The organism is Gordonia tangerina, assembly GCF_021556435.1.
GTDB classification, from domain to species: domain Bacteria; phylum Actinomycetota; class Actinomycetes; order Mycobacteriales; family Mycobacteriaceae; genus Gordonia; species Gordonia tangerina.
In genome coordinates this window covers 143,110-166,339 of sequence record NZ_JAKGCU010000002.1, presented here as the reverse complement: position 1 = coordinate 166,339, position 23,230 = coordinate 143,110, and the positions used below count along the sequence as shown (strand labels likewise).

The 23,230-nt window shown below is 67.7% G+C and carries 23 protein-coding genes; 11 read left to right on the top strand and 12 right to left on the bottom strand.

Annotation, left to right across the window (positions count from 1 at the left end):
• Positions 1–5: 5 nt before the first annotated feature.
• Positions 6–761 (top strand): DUF3710 domain-containing protein, encoded by a 756-nt coding sequence (locus L1892_RS03960; RefSeq protein WP_235722145.1) that lies wholly within the window; start codon positions 6–8, stop codon positions 759–761.
• Positions 762–790: 29 nt separating this feature from the next.
• On the opposite strand, the gene L1892_RS03955 is transcribed toward L1892_RS03960, so the two are convergent.
• On the bottom strand, positions 791–1,501 hold the full coding sequence (locus L1892_RS03955) for an alpha/beta hydrolase (RefSeq protein WP_235722144.1): 711 nt from the start codon (positions 1,499–1,501) through the stop codon (positions 791–793).
• Positions 1,502–1,637: 136 nt separating this feature from the next.
• Between L1892_RS03955 and L1892_RS03950 the strand changes: the two genes are divergently transcribed.
• Together L1892_RS03950 and L1892_RS03945 are read left to right on the top strand one after the other, a co-directional pair.
• Positions 1,638–2,015 carry an OB-fold nucleic acid binding domain-containing protein gene (locus L1892_RS03950; RefSeq protein ID WP_235722143.1) on the top strand — a complete coding sequence of 126 codons (378 nt, stop codon included), beginning with the start codon at positions 1,638–1,640 and terminating at the stop codon, positions 2,013–2,015.
• Positions 2,012–2,719 carry a DUF3159 domain-containing protein gene (locus tag L1892_RS03945; protein WP_235722142.1) on the top strand — a complete coding sequence of 236 codons (708 nt, stop codon included), beginning with the start codon at positions 2,012–2,014 and terminating at the stop codon, positions 2,717–2,719. The genes L1892_RS03950 and L1892_RS03945 overlap by 4 nt, the downstream gene beginning before the upstream one ends.
• A gap of 27 nt (positions 2,720–2,746) precedes the next feature.
• Here L1892_RS03945 and L1892_RS03940 read toward each other — a convergent pair whose 3' ends face one another.
• Both L1892_RS03940 and L1892_RS03935 read right to left on the bottom strand, forming a co-directional pair.
• The gene (locus tag L1892_RS03940) at positions 2,747–3,409 is read right to left on the bottom strand and encodes a potassium channel family protein (RefSeq protein ID WP_235722141.1); all 663 of its coding nucleotides are present in this window, start codon (positions 3,407–3,409) and stop codon (positions 2,747–2,749) included.
• 20 nt (positions 3,410–3,429) lie between these two features.
• Complete coding sequence (locus tag L1892_RS03935; RefSeq protein WP_235722374.1) at positions 3,430–4,095, bottom strand: potassium channel family protein; 666 nt, start codon at positions 4,093–4,095, stop codon at positions 3,430–3,432.
• 176 nt (positions 4,096–4,271) lie between these two features.
• On the opposite strand from L1892_RS03935, the gene L1892_RS03930 reads away from it, so the two are divergent.
• From L1892_RS03930 to dxs, 3 genes are all read left to right on the top strand, one after another.
• On the top strand, positions 4,272–6,284 hold the full coding sequence (locus L1892_RS03930; protein WP_235722140.1) for an APC family permease: 2,013 nt from the start codon (positions 4,272–4,274) through the stop codon (positions 6,282–6,284).
• A gap of 7 nt (positions 6,285–6,291) precedes the next feature.
• Positions 6,292–7,611 (top strand): class I SAM-dependent RNA methyltransferase, encoded by a 1,320-nt coding sequence (locus L1892_RS03925; protein WP_235722139.1) that lies wholly within the window; start codon positions 6,292–6,294, stop codon positions 7,609–7,611.
• Between the two features lie 173 nt (positions 7,612–7,784).
• Entirely contained in the window at positions 7,785–9,776 is a 1,992-nt protein-coding gene (gene dxs, locus L1892_RS03920; RefSeq protein WP_235722373.1) for a 1-deoxy-D-xylulose-5-phosphate synthase, read from the top strand.
• A gap of 21 nt (positions 9,777–9,797) precedes the next feature.
• Here dxs and L1892_RS03915 read toward each other — a convergent pair whose 3' ends face one another.
• Together L1892_RS03915 and L1892_RS03910 are read right to left on the bottom strand one after the other, a co-directional pair.
• Entirely contained in the window at positions 9,798–11,102 is a 1,305-nt protein-coding gene (locus L1892_RS03915; protein ID WP_235722138.1) for an HRDC domain-containing protein, read from the bottom strand.
• A 16-nt stretch (positions 11,103–11,118) separates the two neighbouring features.
• Complete coding sequence (locus L1892_RS03910; protein WP_235722137.1) at positions 11,119–11,739, bottom strand: DUF3000 domain-containing protein; 621 nt, start codon at positions 11,737–11,739, stop codon at positions 11,119–11,121.
• 68 nt (positions 11,740–11,807) lie between these two features.
• Here L1892_RS03910 and hemE point away from each other — a divergent pair, with 68 nt between their 5' ends.
• The 3 genes from hemE to hemQ are packed head-to-tail and all read left to right on the top strand — an operon-like array spanning position 11,808 to position 15,022.
• Positions 11,808–12,875 carry a uroporphyrinogen decarboxylase gene (gene hemE, locus L1892_RS03905; protein WP_235722136.1) on the top strand — a complete coding sequence of 356 codons (1,068 nt, stop codon included), beginning with the start codon at positions 11,808–11,810 and terminating at the stop codon, positions 12,873–12,875.
• Between the two features lie 16 nt (positions 12,876–12,891).
• On the top strand, positions 12,892–14,289 hold the full coding sequence (locus L1892_RS03900) for an FAD-dependent oxidoreductase (protein ID WP_235722135.1): 1,398 nt from the start codon (positions 12,892–12,894) through the stop codon (positions 14,287–14,289).
• Positions 14,290–14,326: 37 nt separating this feature from the next.
• Positions 14,327–15,022, top strand: coding sequence for a hydrogen peroxide-dependent heme synthase (hemQ, locus tag L1892_RS03895; RefSeq protein ID WP_235722134.1), 696 nt, complete (start codon positions 14,327–14,329; stop codon positions 15,020–15,022).
• 303 nt (positions 15,023–15,325) lie between these two features.
• On the opposite strand, the gene msrB is transcribed toward hemQ, so the two are convergent.
• From msrB to L1892_RS03875, 4 genes are all read right to left on the bottom strand, one after another.
• Entirely contained in the window at positions 15,326–15,763 is a 438-nt protein-coding gene (gene msrB, locus L1892_RS03890) for a peptide-methionine (R)-S-oxide reductase MsrB (protein ID WP_235722133.1), read from the bottom strand.
• Positions 15,760–17,046 (bottom strand): glycosyltransferase family 87 protein, encoded by a 1,287-nt coding sequence (locus tag L1892_RS03885; RefSeq protein WP_235722132.1) that lies wholly within the window; start codon positions 17,044–17,046, stop codon positions 15,760–15,762. The genes msrB and L1892_RS03885 overlap by 4 nt, the downstream gene beginning before the upstream one ends.
• A 70-nt stretch (positions 17,047–17,116) precedes the next feature.
• Complete coding sequence (locus tag L1892_RS03880; protein ID WP_372474955.1) at positions 17,117–18,727, bottom strand: alpha/beta hydrolase; 1,611 nt, start codon at positions 18,725–18,727, stop codon at positions 17,117–17,119.
• A 10-nt stretch (positions 18,728–18,737) separates the two neighbouring features.
• Positions 18,738–19,553, bottom strand: coding sequence for a dihydrofolate reductase family protein (locus L1892_RS03875; RefSeq protein ID WP_235722131.1), 816 nt, complete (start codon positions 19,551–19,553; stop codon positions 18,738–18,740).
• Positions 19,554–19,589: 36 nt separating this feature from the next.
• Here L1892_RS03875 and zapE point away from each other — a divergent pair, with 36 nt between their 5' ends.
• A complete protein-coding gene (gene zapE / locus L1892_RS03870) occupies positions 19,590–20,603 on the top strand; it encodes a cell division protein ZapE (protein ID WP_235722130.1) in 1,014 nt (337 codons plus the stop codon).
• An 18-nt stretch (positions 20,604–20,621) separates the two neighbouring features.
• On the opposite strand, the gene L1892_RS03865 is transcribed toward zapE, so the two are convergent.
• Genes L1892_RS03865 through L1892_RS03855 form a run of 3 tightly spaced genes read right to left on the bottom strand, consistent with a single transcriptional unit; the run spans position 20,622 to position 22,452 of the window.
• Positions 20,622–21,179: a GNAT family N-acetyltransferase gene (locus L1892_RS03865; protein ID WP_235722129.1), complete on the bottom strand. Its 558-nt coding sequence runs from the start codon at positions 21,177–21,179 to the stop codon at positions 20,622–20,624.
• A gap of 40 nt (positions 21,180–21,219) precedes the next feature.
• Positions 21,220–21,858: a carboxymuconolactone decarboxylase family protein gene (locus L1892_RS03860; protein ID WP_235722128.1), complete on the bottom strand. Its 639-nt coding sequence runs from the start codon at positions 21,856–21,858 to the stop codon at positions 21,220–21,222.
• 30 nt (positions 21,859–21,888) lie between these two features.
• The gene (locus L1892_RS03855) at positions 21,889–22,452 is read right to left on the bottom strand and encodes a VOC family protein (RefSeq protein WP_235722127.1); all 564 of its coding nucleotides are present in this window, start codon (positions 22,450–22,452) and stop codon (positions 21,889–21,891) included.
• A 79-nt stretch (positions 22,453–22,531) separates the two neighbouring features.
• Here L1892_RS03855 and L1892_RS03850 point away from each other — a divergent pair, with 79 nt between their 5' ends.
• Positions 22,532–23,185: a TetR/AcrR family transcriptional regulator gene (locus L1892_RS03850; protein WP_235722126.1), complete on the top strand. Its 654-nt coding sequence runs from the start codon at positions 22,532–22,534 to the stop codon at positions 23,183–23,185.
• Positions 23,186–23,230: the final 45 nt, after the last annotated feature.

Genomic DNA, 23,230 nt, shown 5'->3' with positions numbered 1-23,230 from the left:
ACGACATGGCAGCCAACGACGATGACACCGACGGCGACCTGCGCATCGGCACCGCCCAGGGGCCGTACGACATCGAAGCGCTGACGACGCCGGCCGAGGAGCTCGGGAACTCCCATCTCGACCTCGGATCGGTGTTGGTCCCGGTGGTCGAGGGTGGTCAGGTGACTGTCGAGATGTCGGCCGATCATCAGCCGGAAGCCGTTTATCTGGTGACGCCACATGGGCGCATAAACGTCAGCGCCTTCGCGGCACCGAAATCACCGGGCCTGTGGCGCGAAGTGGTGCGCGAGCTCGCCGAGTCGCTGCGTGACGAGGGTGCGTCGGTGGCGGTTGAGGATGGCCACTGGGGTAGGGAGGTGGTCGCCACCGTGCCCGGCGGCGTGCATCGTTTCCTCGGTGTGGACGGGCCGCGGTGGATGGTCCGCTGCGTCGCCAGCGGACCCGATGACCGCGCCGATGAACTGGGCAGGTTGGCGCGCGCGGTGCTGGCCGAGTCGGTGGTGCGCCGCGGCACGGAACCGTTTCCGCCGCGCGACCCGCTGCCGGTGGTGTTGCCGCCGGTGCTGGCGGAGCAGGTCGCTGCGGCACAAGAGCAGATGGCGCAACAACAGGAGGCCGGCTCGCAGGGTGAGTCGACGCCCGGCGCCGCTCCGCAATCGTCTGCGCCCGACATCGCGCAGCCGCAGTCCGACGACCCCGAACCGATGCCGCGCTCATCCGGTTCGGCGATGCAGCGCCTCCGGCGCGACCGGCGAGGCTGATCGTCCCGATTCGCCGTGCCCGGACGTGATCAGCGCAGCGTTTGCCACCCGCGAGCACAGCGCAAGCCGAGCGTCGACGGATCGTTGCCCCACTCGTCGAGGGTCACCTCGTTCAGCACCGCACGCGGTGCCGCGCGCACCCAGGAGCGACCGACCGCCAGCGGGTGAACCGGGTCATCGACGGCCGCGGTCACCGCGAGCGGCGCCGACAGTGTCGAGATCTCGGTCATCGTCGGCCCGTGGAATTGCGCAGCCTGGGTCAGATGGCCGCCGAGCGCCGGATGCAGCGCGCGCCATGACCGGCTCAGCTCGGTCGCCAGCCAGGGCGGGCTCGACGCTGCCATCGCCGCGATCGTCGTCTCCAGACCGTCACGTGCCAGGGCCGCGGCCGTGGCCGCCGCCCCCGCTGCCCCCGGAGCCTTTGGGGGGTCCCCACTCCATGCCGGCAACGCCGCCCACACTCCCGCGCAGTCGTGGTTTAACGCCCAGGCCAGCGCGATCGCCGCGCCGATCGACACCCCACCGACCACGAGCGGACCCGACGTCGCCGCCACCTCGTCGAGGCGTCGGAGATGTCCGTCCACGAGGTCGGTCGAGGGTTCGAGCGCCACCAGTGTCAATCCGCATCGAGCGGCGGCGGGGCCGAATGCCCGGTGGACGAAATCGGCGTCCGAACCGGCTCCGGGAATGGCCACGAGCTTCTGCGCAACCGGGCGAACCGGCGGGCGTGTCGCGGGCATGTCATGATCATGCCCGACGTTGTACCCAGAGTACGGACGGGATTACGCTGGCGACTGTAAGCAGGGTCGGCGAATCCGCCCCACAATGTTTCACCAATGTCTCGACGAGAGACGCGTCACCCAAGGGGAGGGTGCGATGCCTACCACCGGCTACCTGAAGCGGTTGACCCGCAGGCTGACCGAAGATCTCGGCGACGCCGACGCCGTGGAGATCGCCGAGGAGTCGCGTGCCTCCGGCGCCCAGCGCGCCGCGGAGTGCTGTCGTGGCGACGAGGTAACGATGCACGGCGAATTGCGGTCAGTGGAGACCTGCTCACGTGCGGCAAAGGTCGGCGTCAAAGCGGAGTTCTTCGACGGGTCGGACACCGTGATGCTCAAATGGCTCGGTCGCAATCGGATCCCGGGGATCGAACCGGGCCGCAAGATCACTGTGCGGGGCCGACTGGCCGAACATGACGGCACCAAGCTCATCTACAACCCGTATTACGAACTCCAGGGCCCCGACGACGAATGACGTCGTCGCCAGACCCGTCGGAACCCACACTCGGTGGCGCACCCGAATCCGATGTTCGCCCGTCTGTGCTGGAACAGATGGGTGGCGTATCCGGGCTGATCTATTCGACGGTGCCCATCGTCGTCTTCGTGCCCGTCAACTCCGCGTGGGGACTCACGGCGGCGATCGTTGCGGCGCTCATCGCGGCGCTGGCCGTGTTCGTGATCCGGCTACTCCGCCGCGAACCCTTGAACCCGGCGATCTCCGGTCTGATCGGGGTCGCGATCTGTGTGTTCATCGCCTACCGGACCGGCGACGCCAAGGGTTACTTCCTGTTCGGCATCTGGACCACGCTGGCCTACGCGATCGTGTTCGTGGGGTCGATCCTGGTGCGGTGGCCGTTGGTGGGTGTGATCTGGAATCTCATCAGCGGCGAGGGTATGGACTGGCGCCGACACCGCAAGACCTTGCGTGCCTACGATCTCGCAACGGCCTTCTGGGCACTGGTCTTCGCCGCCCGATATCTGACGCAATCCGAACTCTACGATCACGGCAGCACCGGCTGGCTTGCGGTCTCCCGGATCGCGATGGGATGGCCGCTGACCGCGCTGGCGGTGCTGGCGACGGTGCTGCTGGTGCGCCGCGCGAGCAAGGAGGAGGATCGGATCGTGGCCGACGAGCAGTCCGATCCCGAAGTCGCCGAGACCGACACCGGCTGGCACTGACCCCGGCGCCGGGTCTCCTCGATCGGTTCAGTTACCCAGGCGCATCGCTTCGTAGAGCGCCGGTTCCGCCTCGGCCGGAGCGATGAAAACCAATTCGTCGCCGCCCTCGATCGGGTCGTCGTTCTGCGGCACGATGACCCGACCGCCGCGCAGGATGGTCACGAGTGCGGCGTCGCGGGGTAGCGCGAGTTTGCGAACGGGTTTACCCGCCAGCGGTGTGTTGGCCGGCAAGGTGAGTTCCACCAGGTTGGCCTGTCCCTGACGAAACGTCATCAGACGCACCAGGTCTCCGACAGACACCGCCTCCTCGACCAGGGACGCCAGGATACGGGGGGTCGAGACGGCGACGTCGACGCCCCAGTCCTCGTCGAACAACCACTCGTTGCGGGGGTCGTTGACACGTGCCACCACCCGATTGACTGCGAACTCGGTCTTGGCGAGCAGGCTCACCACGAGGTTCGCCTTGTCGTCGCCGGTGGCCGCGACCATCACGTCATAGGTCTGCAGCTCGGCCCGTTCGAGATTGCTGAGCTCGCACGCATCGGCCTGTACCCAGTTCGCGTCGGGCACGGCTCCGGGATCGATATGGGCCGACTTGCGTTCGAACAGCGTCACCTCGTGCCTGTTGACCAGCAACTCCCGCGCGATCGAGCGCCCGACCGCGCCCGCACCGGCGATGGCAACCTTCATCGTCTTCTCCCTCAGCTGAGTCAGTCGGATGTGATCCGCGGGGACCGGGCAGTGGCGCGAGCGGCATCGAGCTGCTCGGTCGGGATCGCCGCATAGATGAGGTCATCTTGCTGCACAACGGTTTTCGCGTCAGGAAGGATTGGGTTCCCCAGTCGGTTCAGGAAGGCGATCCGCCCACCGGTCTCTTCCTGGAACTTGCCGACCTTCACCCCGATCCAGGATTCGTCGACCTCGAGTTCGGCGATGACCAACGACCCCGACGGATCTCGCCATTCGATGGTGGTGGAGGTCTCGCCGAGCGCCGAGACGAATCGCTCCGTCGTCCACGGCACGGTGGCGACGGTGGGAATGCCGAGCCGTTCGTAGACCTGCGCGCGTTTGGCGTCGTAGATGCGTGCGACGACGCGTTCGACCCCGAAGGTCTCCCGCGCGACACGCGCGGAGATGATGTTGGAGTTGTCCCCGGAGGACACCGCCGCGAACGCGTCGGCCTTCTCGATACCCGCGCGCGTCAGTACATCCCGGTCGAAGCCGACGCCCACCACGGTGGTGCCGACGAACTGCGGGCTCAGCCGGATGAACGACGACTCGTCACGGTCGATGACCGCGACGTCGTGGCCCCGCTTCTGCATGGCCATCGCCAGCGATGAACCCACGCGACCGCACCCCATGATGACTACCTGCACGTGCACCCTTCCGACTGTGCGGACATCCCGCGACGACGATGCAAGCGCGGTACGGACCCATCGAACCTACCGCGCACACCGACGTGTCGGGCGACGACGTTACACATCCGTGGTGGCCGGATCGATGCGGCCGGTCCCTTGTGGCCTTTGTCTACTACACGCTCTAGTGTTGCCTGGTGTCCACCGTGTCCAAGGTGTCCGTAGCGACCAAACGGATTCTGCTCGGCCGCCCGTTCCGCAGCGACAAACTGGGTCACACCCTGCTGCCCAAGCGCATCGCGCTGCCGGTGTTCGCTTCCGACGCGATGTCTTCGGTGGCCTACGCACCGCAGGAGATCTTCCTGGTGCTGTCCATCGCCGGACTCAGTGGTCTGGTCTTCACCCCGTGGGTGGCAGTAGCGGTCGCCGTCGTGATGATCGTGGTGGTGGCCAGCTACCGGCAGAACGTGCACGCCTATCCGTCCGGTGGCGGTGACTACGAGGTGGCGACGGTCAACCTCGGTCCCAACGCCGGACTCACCGTGGGCAGCGCGCTGCTGGTCGACTATGTGCTCACCGTCGCGGTGTCGATCGCGTCGGCCGCCGAGAACGTGGGCTCGGCCATCCCGTTCGTCTCCGAACACAAGGTGTGGTTCAGTGTCGCCGCGATCGCGTTGCTCGCCGCGGTCAACCTGCGCGGGATCAAGGAATCGGGGGCAGTACTCGCGATCCCCACCTACGCCTTCATCTTCGGTGTCTCCGCGATGCTGATCTGGGGATTCCTGGAGATCTTCGTGCTGGGTGAGGACATCCAGTCCGAGACGGCCGATTTCGAGATCCGCGCCGAGGACAGCCACCTCGTCGGTATCGCTTTCGTGTTCCTGATCGCCCGGGCGTTCTCCTCCGGATGTGCCGCATTGACCGGCGTGGAGGCCATCAGCAACGGCGTTCCGGCCTTCCGGAAACCCAAGTCCCGCAACGCGGCGACCACACTGCTGCTGCTCGGAGCTTTTTCCATCACGCTGCTGATGGGTATCGTCCTGCTCGCCCAGCAGATCGGCGCCAAGTACGTCGAGAACCCGGAGCAGGATCTCATCGGCGCCCCGGAGGGGTATCAGCAGAAGGCGATGATCGCCCAGCTGGCACATGCGGTGTTCGACTCGTTCACGCCGGGCTTCTACTTCGTCGCGACCGTCACCGCACTGATCCTGATCTTGGCCGCCAACACTGCATTCAACGGGTTCCCCGTGCTCGGCTCGGTGCTCGCGCAGGACCGGTACCTGCCGCGTCAGCTGCACACCCGCGGTGATCGGCTCGCTTTCAGCAACGGCATCGTGTTCCTCGCGGTCGCCGCGATGGTCTTCGTGATCGCGTTCGGCGCGCAGGTCACGTCGCTGATCCAGCTCTACATCGTCGGGGTGTTCGTCTCGTTCACGCTCAGCCAGACGGGCATGGTCCGACATTGGACACGTCACCTGCGGACCGAGACCGACCCGCATGCGCGCCACCGGATGCAGCGGTCGCGGGTAATCAACGCTGTCGGCCTGGTGATGACGGCGACCGTGTTGGTGGTGGTGCTGGTGACCAAGTTCACCCAGGGCGCCTGGATCGCGATCCTCGCGATGGTGGTGTTGTTCGTCTTGATGAAGCTGATCCACCTGCACTATTCGACCGTGCAGCGCGAACTCGAGCGGGCCGACGAGGATTCGGTGCTGCCCAGCCGCACCCACTCGATCGTGCTGGTCTCCACGCTGCATCTGGCCACCCGTCGCGCCGTGCTCTACGCCCGGGCAACGCGACCCGACGTCCTGGAGGCGATCACCGTCAACGTCGACGACCGCGATACACGCAAGCTGGTATCGCAGTGGGAGGCGAGTGAGGTCTCGGTGCCGCTGAAGGTGATTGCGTCTCCGTACCGGGAGGTCACCCGCCCGGTCATCGACTATGTACGTCGGGTGCGTCGCGAATCGCCGCGCGACGTGATCACCGTCTTCATTCCCGAATACGTGGTCGGGCATTGGTGGGAGCAGATCCTGCACAACCAGTCGGCGCTGCGCCTCAAGACACGGTTGCTGTTCGAACCGGGCGTCATGGTCACGTCTGTGCCGTGGCAGCTCAACTCGTCGATCCGACTCAAGAATCGTGACCTCGAGTACTCGGCGCCGGGGGACACGCGCCGGGCCCTGGGCAGCGACCTCGACGACCAGTGACAGCACGGTGAGCACAACCGACGACGATGCCCGCGAGATCGTGCTGCGGCCCGACCGTCCGGCCAACGGTGGCGAGGCGGTCGGTCGACTCGACGGTCGGGTCGTCTTCGTCCGGGATGCGATCCCGGGTGAACTGGTCCGGGCTCGGATCGTCGACGACAGCCGGGAGCGCTTCGTTCGAGCCGAGGTCGTTGAGATCATCGAACCCTCGCCCTTCCGGGTCGAGCCGATCTGTGATGCCGCCCGACACGGTGCCGGATGTTGTGACCTCGCGTTCGTTTCGGTCGAGCATGCGCGTGACCTGAAGGCACAGGTCGTGCGGGACGCGTTGGGTCGGATCGGCGGATTCGGCGCTGACGCGCTCGACGACCTCGGCATCGCGTCCACACCGGTGACCGGTCTGGGTGACAGCGGCACCGGCTGGCGGGTACGGACCCGTCTCGGCATCGATTCCGCCGGCCGCGCGGGCATGCACGCCCGGCACGGCTCGGGCATCGTCGCCGGCCATTCGTGTGCGGCCCCGGAGGCCGGGATGCTCGCCGGACTCGACGATCTCGAGCTGACCCCGGGCGGTGACCTCGCGATCGTCGCCGATATGGACGGTGGGCGCCACATCATCGAAATCGCCCCTCCCCGGCCGGTGCGGCGTGCACGCCGTGGTGCCCGCGGCGCGGCGCAGGCGACGCGGCGGCGGCGTGAGCAGCCCCGCGCGCAACGCGTGGTCGAGGGTTTGGCCACCGCGCCACATCGTGTCGGCGACCGGATCTGGCAGATCCCCGTGACCGGTTTCTGGCAGGCCCACCGCGCCGCCCCCGCGACGTACGGGCAGACGGTCGTGGACCTGGTCGCAGCGGCGGGCGGTTGCGGGGACGGTGTCGTGTGGGATCTGTACGGCGGGGCCGGTGTGTTGGCGGGAGCGATGATCGATGTGGCAGGCCGGGCCGACCTCGGGTCGGTGGCCACGGTGCATGTCGTGGATTCCGACGCGGCCGCCCTCGCTGCTGCCGAGGCCACCTTCGACGACGGCATCGTCGAGGTGCATCGCGGTGAGGTGGCGGCGGTGGCCGCGCAACTGCCGACCCCCGACGTGGTGATCCTGGACCCGCCGCGCACCGGTGCCGGCGCGGCAGTGATCGGTGTGGTCGCCGATGCCGATCCGGATGTGATCGTGCACGTGGGATGCGACATCGGGCGATTCGCTCGCGATCTGGCCCTCTTCGGTGACCAGGGATATCGAGTGCAGGAGATCAGGGCGTTCGACGCGTTCCCGTTGACCCATCACGTCGAGGCCATCGCCGCCTTGGTGCCCGCACATCGCCGACGGTGACGCGCCACCCGCGTGTGATCAATCCGACGGGCGCGCGGCGGTCGGCGTGAATCCGACGATCCGGGTCCGGTCCGTAGACTGTCGGGAAAGCCATCGAGGCCACAGCGCCCGATGGAACGCACGCCATCAGCCCGGCGTGCTGATCTGAATCGACGGATGTGATGGAGGACTCGATGGGCGTGCTCGAGAAGATCGGTTCGCCGACCGATCTGCAGGCGCTGTCGCCGGAGGACATGACCACTCTGGCCGCCGAGATCCGGGCGTTCCTCATCGACAAGGTGTCCGCGACCGGCGGGCACCTCGGCCCCAATCTCGGGGTCGTGGAACTGACGTTGGCGCTGCACCGCGTGTTCGAGTCCCCCCGCGACCCGGTCATCTTCGACACCGGACATCAGAGCTATGTCCACAAGATCGTCACCGGCCGGCAGGACGGTTTCGACGGGCTGCGCCAGCAGGGCGGACTCACCGGCTACCAGGAGCGCGCCGAGAGCGAGCACGACTGGGTCGAGTCCTCACATGCGTCGGCGGCACTGTCCTACGCCGACGGCCTTTCCAAATCCTTCGAGTTGACCGGCTCTGCTGGCCGGACCGTGGTGGCCGTCGTCGGCGACGGCGCGCTGACCGGCGGTATGTGCTGGGAAGCGTTGAACAACATCGCCGGTGGCGACCGACCGGTGGTGATCGTGGTCAACGACAACGGCCGGTCCTATGCCCCCACCATCGGCGGGTTGGCCCGCCACCTGTCCGGGTTGCGGCTGGAGCCGGCCTACGAGCGTTTCCTCGACGAGAGTCGTCGCGCGGTCAAGCAGTTGCCGGTGGTCGGCGAACCCGCGTACGCGGTACTGCACGGGATGAAAAGCGGCCTCAAAGATCTGCTCTCCCCGCAGGCCATGTTCACCGACCTGGGCATCAAGTACGTCGGCCCGGTCGACGGTCATGACATCGCGGCACTGGAGTCGGCGTTCGGGCAGGCCAAGGCATTCGGTGCCCCGGTCATCGTGCACACCGTCACCCGCAAGGGGATGGGGTATGCGCCCGCCGAGAACCACGAAGCCGACCAGATGCACTCAACCGGGATCATCGATCCGCGGACCGGACGCGCCACCAGCGTGTCGCCACAGGACTGGACCTCGGTGTTCTCCGCGGCGTTGATCGAGGCCGGCTCGCGCCGCGACGACATCGTCGCGATCACCGCGGCCATGCCCGGTCCCACCGGTCTGACGCCGTTCGGCGAGAAGTTCCCTGACCGGATGTTCGATGTCGGGATCGCCGAGCAGCATGCGATGACCTCGGCCGCGGGGTTGGCGCTCGGTGGGCTCCATCCGGTCGTCGCGATCTACTCCACGTTCCTCAACCGCGCCTTCGACCAGTTGCTGATGGATGTGGCGCTGCTGAAGCTGCCGGTGACCCTGGTGCTGGACCGCTCCGGTATCACCGGACCCGACGGCCCGAGCCATCACGGCATGTGGGATCTGTCCTTGATGTCGTTGGTGCCCGGCCTGCGGGTCGCCGCGCCGCGCGACGCCGTGCGGCTGCGCGAGGAATTTGCCGAAGCCCTCGCGGTCAGCGACGGCCCGACCGCCGTGCGATTCTCCAAAGGCGCTGTGCCCGAAGATATCCGGGCGGTCGAGCGCCTTGAAGACGGCGTTGACGTGCTGCATCGGGTGGCGCCGGGTGTCGGTGCGGCGGCCGGGGATGTGCTCATCGTCGCGGTCGGTGCCTTCTGCGGTCTCGCGGTGGACACTGCGCAGCGGCTCGGACGGCAGGGCATCGACGCAACTGTCGTGGACCCGCGCTGGGTGCTACCGGTCCCGGGGTCGATCGCCGATCTCGCCCGACGTCATCGACTGGTGGTGACTCTCGAGGACAGCGGTGTGCGCGGCGGAGTCGGGTCGGCGGTCAGTGACGCGTTGTCCGACGCGGGCGTCGCGGTCCCGGTGCATCACCGGGGCATTCCGCAACGGTTCGTCGAACATGCCTCCCGCGGACAACTGCTGTCCGGTTTCGGTCTCACCGCCCAGGATCTCGCGCGCACCATCACCGCGACCGTCGCCGAGATGCACTCGGCGAGGGACTCGGCCGATAGCGAGTTGGACGAGTCCGAGCTGTCCGGATCCGAGCTGTCCCAGTCGGATGTGTCGGCCGCCCCCGAGGCCGAGGGCTGACGCCGCCAGAGGCCGAGTGTTTCAGTCGCGGCGTTCGGCGTCGGGGGTCTGGTTCGTGGCGGAGGGCTCGGCGTCGACGCTGTTGAGTGCCTCTGCGATCGCAGCTGCGGTCAGATCGCGTTGCCATCGACGGGCTCCCTCGTCAGCCTGGCGGGCAGCAACCGACCCGGCGGTGGCCGGCAGAGGTACACCCTCCCAGCACAACTGCCGCACCACCTCGGGGGCGAGCAGGTTTTCCGTCGGCACCTGGTGCGCTTCGGCGATCTCTCGGATCACGGGACGTACCCGCGCGGCCCGCGCCGCCGCGTCGGGATTGCGCTGATCCCACCGATTGATCGGCGGAAGTCCGGTCGTCGGGGACCGGCGCGGCGGCAGGTCGGCATCAGCGAGCTCCCGGGCCCGGTCCAGCGCGCGCAGCCAGATGTGGGCCTGGCGGCGTTGGCGGGGACCCCCGAACACGGGCAGGCGCGTGAGTTCCGCTTGTGACGTGGGGTTGGCGGTGGCGGCGGTGACGATGGCCGAATCGGGCAGTACCCGCCCGGGTGCGACGTCTCGACGTTGCGCGAGTTCCTCACGAGCGGTCCACAGTTCGCGTATCGCGGCCAGGGTCCGGACGTTCTTGATCGTGTGGATGTTCGACGTCTTGCGCCAGCGGTCGGGACGTGGGGGAGCAGGTGGCCGCTCCAGCACGAACCGGAACTCCTCGCGCGCCCACTGGTCCTTTCCGGCGGCGGCGAGGGCGGCATCCATCGCGTCGCGCAGCTCGACGAGGACCTCCACGTCGAGTGCGGCATAGTTCAGCCAGTCTGCGGGGAGCGGTCGCCGCGACCAATCGGCGGCGCCATGGCCCTTCACGAGCCCGAGGCCGAGAAACTCGGCCACCATCGCGGCGAGATTCACCTTGCTCAGGCCGAGTAGGCGTCCGGCCAACTCGGTGTCGTAGAGCTCGCGGCAGACGAAGCCGACCTCGCGCAGACAGGGCAGGTCCTGGTCGGCGGCATGCAGGACCCACTCGGGTCCGTCCAGCGCTTCGATGACCGGCGCCAGCGCGGCAGGCTCCTCGATCGGGTCGAGCAGAAAGGTGCCCGCACCGGTGCGGCGGATCTGGATCAGGTAGGCCCGTTGGGAGTAGCGATAGCCGGAGGCGCGCTCGGTGTCCACCGCGATCGGCCCATGTGCGGCGGCGATGGACTCGGCAGCCGCAGCGAACTCGGCGGCGCTGGTCAGCACAGGCGGCACGCCCTCGGCCGGACGGAGGAGGGGTTCGGTCACCGCCTCCGGTGGTGTCGGATCAGAGGGTCCGGTCGTCTCGTCGCCGCTCGTCATCGGACCCGCCACCGAATCAGGCCGGGCCCAGTTCGGTGACACCCGAGGGTGGCAGACCGGCGGCCGACGACAACACCTCGCAGAACGCCTCGAGGTGTCCGGCCAGTTCCAGACCCCCCGCGGTCCATGAGGCGCGCAGCTCGAGTTGGTGGGCGCGCGGCGGTCCCGCGATGTCGCCGTAGCGAACCGAGGTGGTGGAGGTCACCGTGCCGCCGAGTGCGGTCACCGCCACCCCGCTCGCCGGCGCGTGCCCGGAGGTCTCACCGGTCGGAACGCCGAGCGCGTCGGACAGCCAGCTCCATGCCACCTCCGGCAGCAGCGGGTCCATCGCCAGCGCGGCCTCCACCTCGGCCTGCACGTAGGCGACCATCCGCATGGTCCCGTTCCAGGCTTCCTGGCCGGCGGGGTCGTAGAGCAGGATCAGCCGCCCGAACGAGCTACCCGTGGAATCCACCGGTACGTCGTCGGCGTCGCCGGCGCTACGTACCTCGGCACCGACCGCGTAGCTGTACGGGGCGAGACGTTGTGGCGGACGGATCGGTCCGACCTCGATTTCCGGTCGGATCCGCGCGGCATGCAATGACGACACCGCGGCGCGGAAGTCAGCAGGCTCCGTCGGAGCTCCCGAAGAGGTCACGCCTCGACGGTAGGTCCGGTGGCCCCACGGTGGTAGGAGGCGCGCCGAGACGTGGCAGAGTAGAGGCGATGTCCGAGACAACACGTTCCCGCGCCCGTCGCGCACACGATCTCCCACTGGTCGCCGCGGCCCGCGGCGCCTCCCCGGAACGTCGGCCGGTGTGGTTCATGCGGCAGGCGGGTCGATCGCTGCCGGAGTACCGAGCCATCCGCGCCGACCACGGCATGCTGGAGTCCTGCTTCGACCCGGCACTGGTCTGCGAGATCACCATGCAGCCGGTCCGTCGACACGATGTGGATGCGGCCATCCTGTTCTCCGACATCGTGGTGCCGTTGAAGGCGGCCGGCATCGATCTCGACATCGTCGCCGGTACCGGACCGGTGATCGCCAACCCGGTGAGGGACGCCGCCGACGTGGCGAATCTGCCGCGGCTCGAGGAGCACTCGGTGGGTGCCATCGCGCATGCGATCGAGCTGATTCTCGACGAACTGCCGGACAAGGCCGCCCTCATCGGTTTCGCCGGTGCGCCGTTCACGTTGGCCTCGTACCTGATCGAAGGTGGTCCGAGCCGGCACTACGAGCGCACCAAGGCACTCATGCACGGCGATCCGGAGACCTGGCACGCACTGATGGGGCGTCTGGCCGACATCACGATCACCTTCCTGCGGGTCCAACTCGATGCCGGGATCGACGCACTGCAGCTGTTCGACTCGTGGGCGGGCATGCTGTCACTCGCCGATTATCAGACCTACGTCGCCCCCCACAGTTCCCGCGTCTTCGCCGAGGTCGCCGACCACGACGTGCCGCGCATCCACTTCGGAGTGGGCACTGGCGAGTTGCTCGGAGCCATGGCCGAGGCCGGGGCCGATGTGATCGGCGTCGACTGGCGCGTGCCGCTCGACGAAGCGGTACGCCGCGTCGGCCCGGGCAAGGCGGTTCAGGGCAATCTCGACCCGACGTTGATGTTCGCGGGGTCTGACGTGGTGGAACGTGAGGTCCGCAGAGTCGTCGCCGACGGGGACCGCGCGGTGCGCGCGGGCGCGACCGGGCACATCTTCAACCTGGGCCACGGCGTGTTGCCGAGTACCGACCCCGATGTGATCACCCGCGCGGTCGAGCTCGTCCACAGCCTCTGATGCCCGACGCGACGTCATGACCGCCCGCATCGCGATCATCGGCGCCGGGATCTCCGGTCTGACGGCGGCCTACCGGTTGCGTCGCGAGCTCGGTGCCGACGCGGTGATCGATGTCCTCGAGGCCGATGCCCATCCGGGCGGCCTGCTGCGCAGCGTCGATGTCGGGGGACGCACGGTCGATGTGGGCGCCGAGGCCTTCGTGGTCCGTCGCCCCGAAGCGCTGCAGCTGGTCCGCGAATTGGGTCTCGAAGCTCGGATGGTGACGCCCACCGGGCGCCGGCCGGCGGTGTGGTCGGGCGATCGCCTCCATTCGCTGCCGGCTCCCGCGCTGATGGGCATCCCGGCGACTGCCGGCGCCGTGACCGGCTTGGCCGATTCCGCGGACCTCCAGCGTATGACCGACGAGCCGGACCGACCGCTGGTGTGGGAGGCCGGCACGGACCGCTCGCTCGGCGATCTCGTGGCCGATAGGTACGGACCGTCGGTGGTGTCGCGCAGCGTGGACCCGATGCTGGGTGGCGTCTATGCCAGCCTGTCGCGTGACATCGGTGTACGCGAAGCGATTCCGGCGTTGGCCGCGCGGCTCGATGCCGGCGCACCCTCGTTGACGGCCGCGGTCGACGCGGTGCTGGCGGCCGGTGCCGACGCAACCGGCCCGGTGTTCGGCACGTTGGTCGGCGGTTACCGTGTGCTGGTCGAGGCGTTGTTGGCGAACGCGGAGATCACGCCGAGATTCGGCGCGACGGTGAGTTGGGTACGCGAGCACGCCTCCGGCTGGACCGTGGGCGTGCGCGGCGAGACGCCTGTCGCCTACGACGGCGTGATTCTGGCGGTGCCGGCCGGGATCGCGGGTGCACTCTTGTCCGAGGACCATCCCGAGGTGGGAGGGCCTCTCTGGGACGTCCCGCGGGCGTCGTCGATGGTGGTCTCCATCGCATTGGCACCGGGCACGATGTTGCCCGATCACTCGGGTGTGTTGGTTGCCACCGACGCCGGGCTGCGCGCCAAGGCATTCACGTTCAGTTCGCAGAAGTGGGCGCATCTGTCCGACGACGGTGGTCCGGTGTCGGTTCGCGCCTCGTTCGGGCGATACGGTGCGCCGGTCCCGTCAGCGCAGGAGCAGCCCGGGATCGACGAGCGGATTCGCGAGCAGGCGGTCGAGGACCTCGACCGAGTCTGCGCAGCTGCGGGGGTGGTGGCGCCATCGGCGCGGATCGTCGAGGTGCAAGCCGTGCGGTGGCCGGGCGGGCTGCCCGTCTACCGTCCCGGCCATCTGGCGGCGATGGCGGCGGTGCAGCGTGCGCGACCCCGTCGGCTGGTGCTCGCCGGATCCGCCTATGCAGGAGTCGGCGTTCCCGCCTGTATCGGCCAGGCCGGCCGCGCGGTGTCGGCGCTGCTGGCCGACCTGACCTGACTGATCGTGCGTGCGGTCACGGTGGCACCATGAACGCATGAGCCGTTTGGACTACGCCGAACTCAATTCCACCATCCGCTACCTGATGTTCTCGGTGTTCGCCGTGCGGCCCGGCGAACTGGGCGCCGATCGGGATCAGGCGAAGGCCGATGCCACCGACTTCCTCAAGTCGCTGGAGGACTCCGGGGTGGTGGTCCGCGGCATCTACGACGTCTCGGGTCTGCGTGCCGATGCCGACTTCATGATCTGGTGGCACGCCGAAGAGGTCGAAGCGCTCCAGGCCGCCTATGCACGCTTCCGTCGTGAGACGATCCTCGGTCGGGCCTGCGACGCCGTGTGGAGCAACGTCGCCTTGCACCGTCCCGCAGAGTTCAACAAAAGCCACATCCCTGCGTTCCTGGCGGGGGAGGAACCCGGCAACTACATCTGCGTCTACCCGTTCGTGCGGTCCTACGAGTGGTACCTGCTGCCGGACGAGGAGCGTCGCAAGATGCTGGCCGATCACGGCAAGGCGGCACGCGCCTACAAGGATGTCCGTGCCAACACCGTCTCGTCGTTCGCGCTCGGCGACTACGAGTGGCTGCTCGCCTTCGAGGCGCCCGAGCTGCACCGCATCGTCGACCTGATGCGCGATCTGCGCGCCACCGAGGCACGGATGCATGTGCGCGAGGAGACGCCGTTCTTCACCGGCCCGCGCGTCGAGCCGACCGCACTGATCGACGCGCTGCCCTGAGCGCTGCTGGCTGTGCACCGTAACGACGCTGGCTGAGTGGCGGCGTGCGCTTGCGAGCCGACGCCCACCTGCTGGTTGAGTAGCGGCGTGCGAGCTTGCGAGCCCGACGCGTATCGAACCCCACTGATCTGATCTCGATACGCGTCCTCGCCCAGGGGCTCGGCGGCTACTCGATCAGCGGGCGGGGTCGATGGAGTAGCCCTCCGTGACGCCTCTTCGCGGGTTCGTCAGGGAGCGCGGGACAACGGAAGAGCCTGTCCTGGTCCCTGAGGAGCCCTGGAGCTTGCGGAAGGGCGAACCCGCTCACTCCTCGGCCGGTTCGAGTTTCAGGCTGATCGAGTTGATGCAGTAGCGCAGATCGGTGGGTGTGTTGTAGCCCTCGCCGGAGAAGACGTGACCCAGATGGCTGCCGCAGTTGGCGCACAGCACCTCCACACGCCGCATGCCGAGTGAGTCGTCGGCCCGCTCGATGATGGCGTCGCCGGCCAGCGGGGAGAAGAACGACGGCCATCCGCAGTGTGAGTCGAATTTCTGCTCGCTGCGGAACAATTCGGCGTCGCATGCCCGGCAGCGGTACACACCGACGGTCTTGGTGTCGGTGTACTCGCCGGTGAACGGGGCTTCGGTGCCGGCCTGGCGCAGCACCCGGTACTCGGCCGGGGTCAGTCGCTGCCGCCACTGGTCGTCGGTGATCTCACCGGCATCCACGGATCCGGACTCGGCGGGGATGTTCGAACTCATTTCTCCACGGTAGCCACTGTGTCGGCGCCCTCGCCACCGTCGCGGGTGCGCGCGGTCAGCGCGGGGTCCACCGCCCCGGAACCGGCATCGGCCGACACGGTCGTGACACCGTCGCGTCGCATGTCGAGGTAGCGGAACAGCAGCGAGCAGAACACCGCGATCATCAACAGCGACCAGCCCCAGGTGACCTTGTTGAACTCCAGCATCCGGCCGAAGGCGTCCCATTCGTCGGAGTAGTAGGAGTCGAAGGTCATACACCCGTAGACGCCCAGCCAGGCCGGCCAGTTGCGCATCGTCGAACCGGGCAGGAAGACGGTCATCAGCAGCGGGAACAGCAGCATCGAGTAGTAGCCCTGGCCGAGCGCGCCGACCAGGAATTCAGTGACCAGCAGGACGCCGGTGGAGGTCGCCAGCCACAGCAGTTCATCGGTGCGACGGTAGTAGCGGTAGAGGAACCACAGGCTGAACGCCGCCATCAGGACGAACGCGATGCGCAGCAGCAGCACCAGCCAGTCGGCGACCCCGAAGTACGCGCCGTTGCCGGCGATCGAGCTGTTGTAGTAGTCCCGCGCCTCCCCGAGGTAAGGCACCGTGCGGGTGACGAAGGAATTGGGGTCGGCGATCAACGGCCACGCGATGATGTTGAGGATCACCGGCGTTCCGATGCCGGTCACCAGCACCCGCCATTGACGGTTGAGCAGTGGCAGCAACAGCAACGGGATCAGCACCGGTTTGACCGCGACGGTCACGCCGATCGCGAGGCCCGCCCACCAGTCGTGCCGCCGCATCATCAGCAGCATGAAGGCGAGCATCCCCAACAGCACGAACGAGTTGAAGTTCGTGAAGATCAGGGTGTGGGACACGGTTTCGGTACTGAAGAAGAAGAACAGGATCAGCGGCACGACCCACGAGCGTCCGGCGAATCCGAAGAGTTTGGCCAGCAGAAAGGCTGAGGCGATCAGCGCGAGCACGCTGAGCACGATGAACAGCCAGCGCGAGCGCTCCGGATCGATCACCGCGATCGGGGCCATCAGTAGCGTGCCCGACGGGGGATACAGGTAGTGGGGGTCGACGGTGTCGAGGTTCTCGGCGTAGACGGGTTGACCGTTGAGGAACTGCAGGGCGGCCTGATATACGGGCCGGAAATCGTCGGTCCGGTCACCGTTGACGGCAAGGATCACCGACCGCTGGAAGACCATCATGATGGAGATCGGCCACAGCACCATCGGGATGATCCGATCAAAGGTCATCTGCGGATGGAGGTACCTGTCGAGAATCGCCACCCGCGAACCGTACTACGAGCAGCGCGCCGAAACCGCATGCCCTGCGACGTTGCGGGCCGCGTCGCCGCAGTCAGCTCGGGCAACCACGGTCGGTGGGTTCACCGAGTGGTTCGTCACCGAGGTACTGCGTCACGATGTCGGCTGCGCAGGCACTACGGGCGAGGACCGAATATCCCAGACCACCCCAGCTCACCGTCGTCGGCGTGGTGCCGGCCCTGATGAACAGACCACCGAGTGCCTGGGCGCCGCCACCGCCGTTGATGGGGTCGTTGGCACCGTCGAGTACCAGTGGGTCGACCGGTAACGCGCTCGGCGGGTTCACAGGCGTCGACGACGCCCACGCGTTGCATCGCATCAGCGACAGCGCAGTGTCGGCGCCGGTGAGCGGGTTCTGCTTGCTCCAGGCGTCGATCAGTCCCGGGATCTCGTTCTGACCCACCGGCCCGCTCACATCGTTGCAGCGGGCGACCAGCTGACCGTCGGTGAGCCGCAGCGCGGCGGCGCGGTCGGCCAGCGTGGTCAGCGCGCCGATGTCGCCACGATCGGCGGCCGCGATCGCCGCGGCGGTCTCGGTCGTCGCGGCCGGTCGGTCGGGGGCCAGCGCCACCGCCGTGGTGATCGCCGACAATGCCTCCGTGTCGGACAATCCGCTGAGCCGGCCGGCCCGGCCTTTGGCGAGGACATCGGAGATGGTGGCCGTGCCGTCGGCACCGAGCGGGCACGAGCCGGCGGTGCTGCACTGCTGGGCGAAGGTCCGCAAGGCGGCCTGTACGCCGGTAGCGCGGGTGGCTGCGCGGTCGCGGGCGTTCGCGCCGAACGGGGTCGGTGTGTCGAGGATGATGCGTCCGGCGCGACCCGAGAAGTTCCCGGCGTAGGCGAGGACGACGTCGGAGCCTTCGCCGACCCCGGCCAGCGCCAGTTGGTCGACGCCCCACCGGATACGCAAGGCCTCGATGTCGGCGGCGGCGAATGCCTCGCCGAAGTCGAGTTGATGCGGTTCGAGGGTCTCGGTGCATCCACCTGCGGCTGATGAGGCCGACCCGGCCAGCCGGTCGATCCGTTGCTGCTGGGTGGCGTCGGCGTCGCCGGCCAGGCCGTTGCTGCGTATCGCGGCCCGCTCCTCGCGGGTCATACAGTCCAGTTCGCCGCTGGTCGGTGCCCCACGGCGGTCGATTGCCACCACCGGATGCTGTTCCAGCAGGGCGCGGCCCGGACCGGCGGCCAGCATCAGCAGCGTCCGTGAGGACGGCAGGTCCGAACCCGAGGTCAACACGACGGGCACCGCGTCGTCGGGCGTGGCCGCCACCTGTGCCCGGGTGAGGCCGACCGTGAGGGTGTCGCCGGTGGGTCGGTAGGGGTTGACGGGGACGGTCAGATCCGCACATTGCACCGTGACACCGTCTGGCCGGTCGACACCCCACCGGGTGGCGGTCTGGGGTGCGCAGTCGGTCCAGTCGAGGTCATTGCGTGGCGCCTGAATCGGCGGAAGGCCCGTCGGTGCCGCCGATGACGACGGCTGCTCGCCGCCGCCCCCACCGCCGTGCACCACTTGAGGTCCGGTGTCCGGGCCGACCGCACACCCACCGAGGCCGAGGACGGTCACCAGCGCCGCAGCGATGGCCGGCATCGCCGTGCGCCTCGGTTCGGATCCGCGGGTCCGCCGCCGGGGTGCTCGTCGCATGACCGCGAGCCTAGTCGGTGTCGGTGCGGTGCCCGTACGTGTCTTCGGTGGGTGTGCGCGCCCATCGGGTGAAGACGTAGCCGTCGTCGTCGGTGATGATCGACACCGGCCGCATCGGCCGAGTCGGTAGGGCGTCACGGTGGGAGACGATGCGGCCGGCATCGCCGCCGACGACGACGGGGGCGGTGGTGACACACAGTTCGTCGAGCGCATCTGCCTGCGCCAACGAGCCGAGCAACGACGGCCCGCCCTCGGTCAACACCCGGACCCAACCGCGCTCGGCACACACATCGAGGACGGCGTGCGGGTCGACGGTGTCGTCGCCGCAGTCGATGAGTGTCGCGCCGATGTCGGTCAGGGCCGAGCGCCTGTCCGCGGGAGCCGACGCGCAGGTCAGAACCAGGGTCTGCAGCTGAGCCACGGGCGCGAAGTCGTCGGGGATCGACAACGACCGCGACAGCAACGCCAGCGCGGGTGCGGGCGTCTGGTCTCGCGCGGTGCGGTCAGCGGTGAACTCGTCGTCGGCCGACGGTTGTCGGTAGCCCTCGGTGACCGCGGTGCTCGCGCCGACCACGACGACATCGGCGAGTGCTCTCAGCACACGGAACACCGCCTTGTCGCCGGGTCCGCCGAGCCCGCCCGAGCGACCGTCCACTGTCACCGCACCATCGATGGACCCGACCATGTTCGCTCGCACGAAGGGTCGGGGCAGGCAGGGCGGAGGGGAGGGAAGCGGTGGGTAGGCATACTGCTGGGCGAGCCACCGCAGGGTTGTGGCCTGGTCATCGGCAGGTGTGAGCTGGGTCGCTTTCTGTAGACCGAACATGACTCCATCATGGCCGAGGTCGTTACGCTGCCCCTTATGACCGCACGACTCTGCGACCGCAATCCGACGGTTGCACCCGAGGCGCTGATCGACGAGATGGTGCCCCCGTCGACGTTCGACTCGGTCAGCTTCGACTCCTATATCCCCGATCCGGCCGAGCCCTCACAGGCCGAGGCGGTCGCCAAGGGGCGCGACTTCGTGGCCCGGGCGGCCAAGGTGCGTGGCGGTAAGGGTGGCCTGTTCTCCCGCAAGAAGACCGGGCAGGGCGTCGGGCTCTATCTCGACGGCGGATTCGGTGTCGGCAAGACCCATCTGCTGGCCTCGATCTACCACTCGATGCCGGAGCCGAAAGCCTTCGCGACCTTCGTCGAGGTGACCCACGTGGTCGGAGCCCTCGGTTTCGTCAACGCCGTCGAACGACTCTCACAGCACACGGTGCTCTGTATCGACGAATTCGAACTCGACGACCCGGGTGACACCATGCTGGTGTCTCGATTGCTGACCGAGTTGACGACGAACGGGGTCTCCATCGCGGCGACATCCAACACGCTGCCGGGACAGCTCGGCGAGGGGCGATTCGCCGCCCAGGACTTCCTGCGCGAGATCCGCAAGTTGTCCGCGGTGTTCGAGACGATCCGGGTGGACGGCCCCGACTACCGGCATCGTGATCTGCCGCCGGCACCCGATCCACGCTCGGATGCCGAACTCGCCGAACTCGCCGAGTCGACCGTCGGTGCCACCCTCGACGACTTCGATGAGTTGTGTGATCACCTGAGCACGCTGCATCCGTCGAAGTACAAGGATCTCGTCGACGGTGTCTCGCTGGTCTGCATCAGCGATGTGCACGCCGCACGCGATCAGTCGGTGGCACTGCGCATGGTGGTTCTCGCCGACCGTCTCTACGACGCCAACATCCCGGTCACCGTTTCTGGCAGCAAGCTCGACGAGATCTTCACCGAAGAGATGCTCAACGGTGGATACAAGAAGAAGTACCTGCGTGCGACGTCGCGGTTGTTGGCGTTGTCGCGGTTCGCCGAGAGCGCAGTCTGACGCCGGCCGTCGCGGATTTCACAGCTGCTGAACAAAGATGAAGTCGTGCTCGACGGAGCCGTTGAGATCGAACGTCTTGACTCCGGCCCGTGCGAAACCCATTTTGGTGTAGAAGCGTTGTGCGCGTTCGTTTTCCTGATTGACGCCAAGCCATGCCAGCACGCTGCCTCGGGAGCGTGACACCTCGAGTGCGGTCTGCATCAGCATGTGCGAAGGCGCCTCGGTGAGTCCGCGGGCGTGATGGTCCGGTGCCACGTACATCTTGGAGATCTCGGTGACCGGCCGTTGCGTCACCACCGCCGCGACATCTGGGTGGACCGGCGCGGTGTGCAGCACCAGGCTGTATCCGATGACCGGTCCCTCGATCCCGTCGCGCGCCACCACGACGTCACTGTCGGCGCTGGTGATGTGATGGTCGAAGTTCGCCGGCTGCAGGTGCTCACGGATGTGCTCGGCGATGTCCGCGGTCGTCGAGTGGGGCGGGCAGGCCAACGGAAAGGTGGCTGCCGCCAGCGTGGCGATCTCCGCGGCGTGGCGCGGGTCGTCGACGATCTCGATCACGGTGGGCGCTCGCACATGCGCAGCGTACGCCGCGCCGGTGGTGAGGCGGGCCCGGCTACTCTCCGGACAGATCCGCCGAGAGGTCGGCGACCTTGACGCCCTCGGGTATCCGGACCTCTGCGACGCGTTCGGGGACGTCGTCGAACTCCAGTCGCAGTGCCTTGGCCATCGTGGCGTGCATGTCGTACAGCGCGGTGATGTAGGTCAGTTCCAGGATCTGGTTGGCCGGGAGGTGCTCGGTGAGCACGGCGAAGACCGCGTCGGGGACTCGTCCACCGTCGAGCACCAGACCGTCGGCGTAGGCCAGCACCGCACGTTCGAGGGGGCTGAACAGATCGCTGACCTGCCACGCGGGGATCGCCGCGATCTTTTCCTCGGGCATACCCAGTGACCGCATCTGCTTGCAGTGTTGGGAGAACACGAACTGGCTGCCGCGCGCATAACCCGCGCGGCCCTGACCGAGTTCGCGCAGCAGGGGATCGAGTGTCGCATTGCGGTAGAGCGCAAAGCCGCGAACTGCGTGACCGAACACCTCGGGGGAGTTGGCGAACACCGTCCACCAATCACCGGGGGTCGCATGGATCGTCCCGTGCTCGGTCGCGGGGTCCTTGTCGGGGCCGAACAGGCGGTCGTAGAAGTACCGGATCTTGTCGTCGGTGACGTCGGCGCGATGGACCTCGGGCAGGCGTGGCATGAGTTCCTCTCGGTGGGCGTTCTGGTGGGCTCAGGAGGGGGTGGCGACGCGGCGGTCCGCTGCCGTCTTCGGTTCGTGGGCGACGTCGGCGTCGGTGAATTCGCGTGTCCAGCAAGCGAACTCCAGCAGAACTCCGTCCGGGTCCTGAAAGTAGAAGGAGCGGACGAATGTGCCCGGATGTACATGCCGGGAGACGCCGGCGGCGCTGTCGTCGTGGTTGAGAACGGGGCTGACCGCGACGCCGGCGGCCTCGAGACGGCTGCGGTAGTCGTCGAAGTCCTCGGGCGGCACGGCAAAGGCGACGTGGTTCATCGAGCCGATGGCGCTGGCCAGTTCGCCCTCATCGGGGCGTCCTTTTGGGGCGGCGATACCGGGGGCGGCGTCCGGCGAGTCGGCGAGCCAGAAGAACGCCACCGTGTTGCCGCCGCCGCAGTCGAAAAAGAAATGCTGTCCGAGGTTGCCGGGCAGATCGAGGGTCTTCACCAGGGGCATGCCGAGGACACCGGAGTAGAAGTCGATGGTCCTGCGCATATCGGCGCAGACGAGCGCGAGGTGGTTGATGCCGCGGAGTTCGAAGTTGGGGTTGGTCGGCATGTGGAGCGTCCTTTCGGAGATGATCGGCGACCCGTGACATGACTTGACTGTCATGTCAACTTGCTGAAGAGTCTTGTTCGTGGCCAGGCTCGCTGTCAACAAGTCCACCGGAAGCACCTCGGGTGTGCCGGCGCCGGTCGACGCTCTGTCGCCGCGGGGCAGGGCCACGCGCGACGCCGTGCTCGACGGTGCGCAGCGGGTATTCGAGCGCATCGGATTCGTCGATGCGCGAGTGGAGTTGATCGCTCAGGAGGCCGGTGTCTCCTACGGGACCTTTTACCGATACTTCGTGTCGAAGGAAGACGTCTTCCGGGAGTTGAGCACCCGGCTGTTCACCGAAGTGCATCGCAAAGAACCGTCTGCTCCGGGAATGACCCCAGCTGAGCGCCTCATCGCCACCAATCGTTCCTATTACCAGGCGTATCGGCGGCATGCTCGCATGATGGCCATCGTCGAACAGGTGGCGACCTTCAACGAGGAGTTCCGGCACCTGCGCCACGAGCATCGTGCGTCGCTGATCGACAAGACGGCCGGTGCCATCGCGCACTGGCAGGAACAGGGTCGGGTGCGGGCGTCACTGGATCCGGTGATGGCGGCACGCGCGATGGCGGCGATGGTCGACCACACGCTCTACCTGTGGCTCGTCCAAGGGGAGGACGCCGACGAAGACGCTCTGCTCGACACACTCGACCTGATGTGCCTGGGCGCTCTGGGTCTGGCGACCGACAACTGACTCGGATGATCGTCGGCCCTGTTGACATGTGGGGCCTGCATGTCC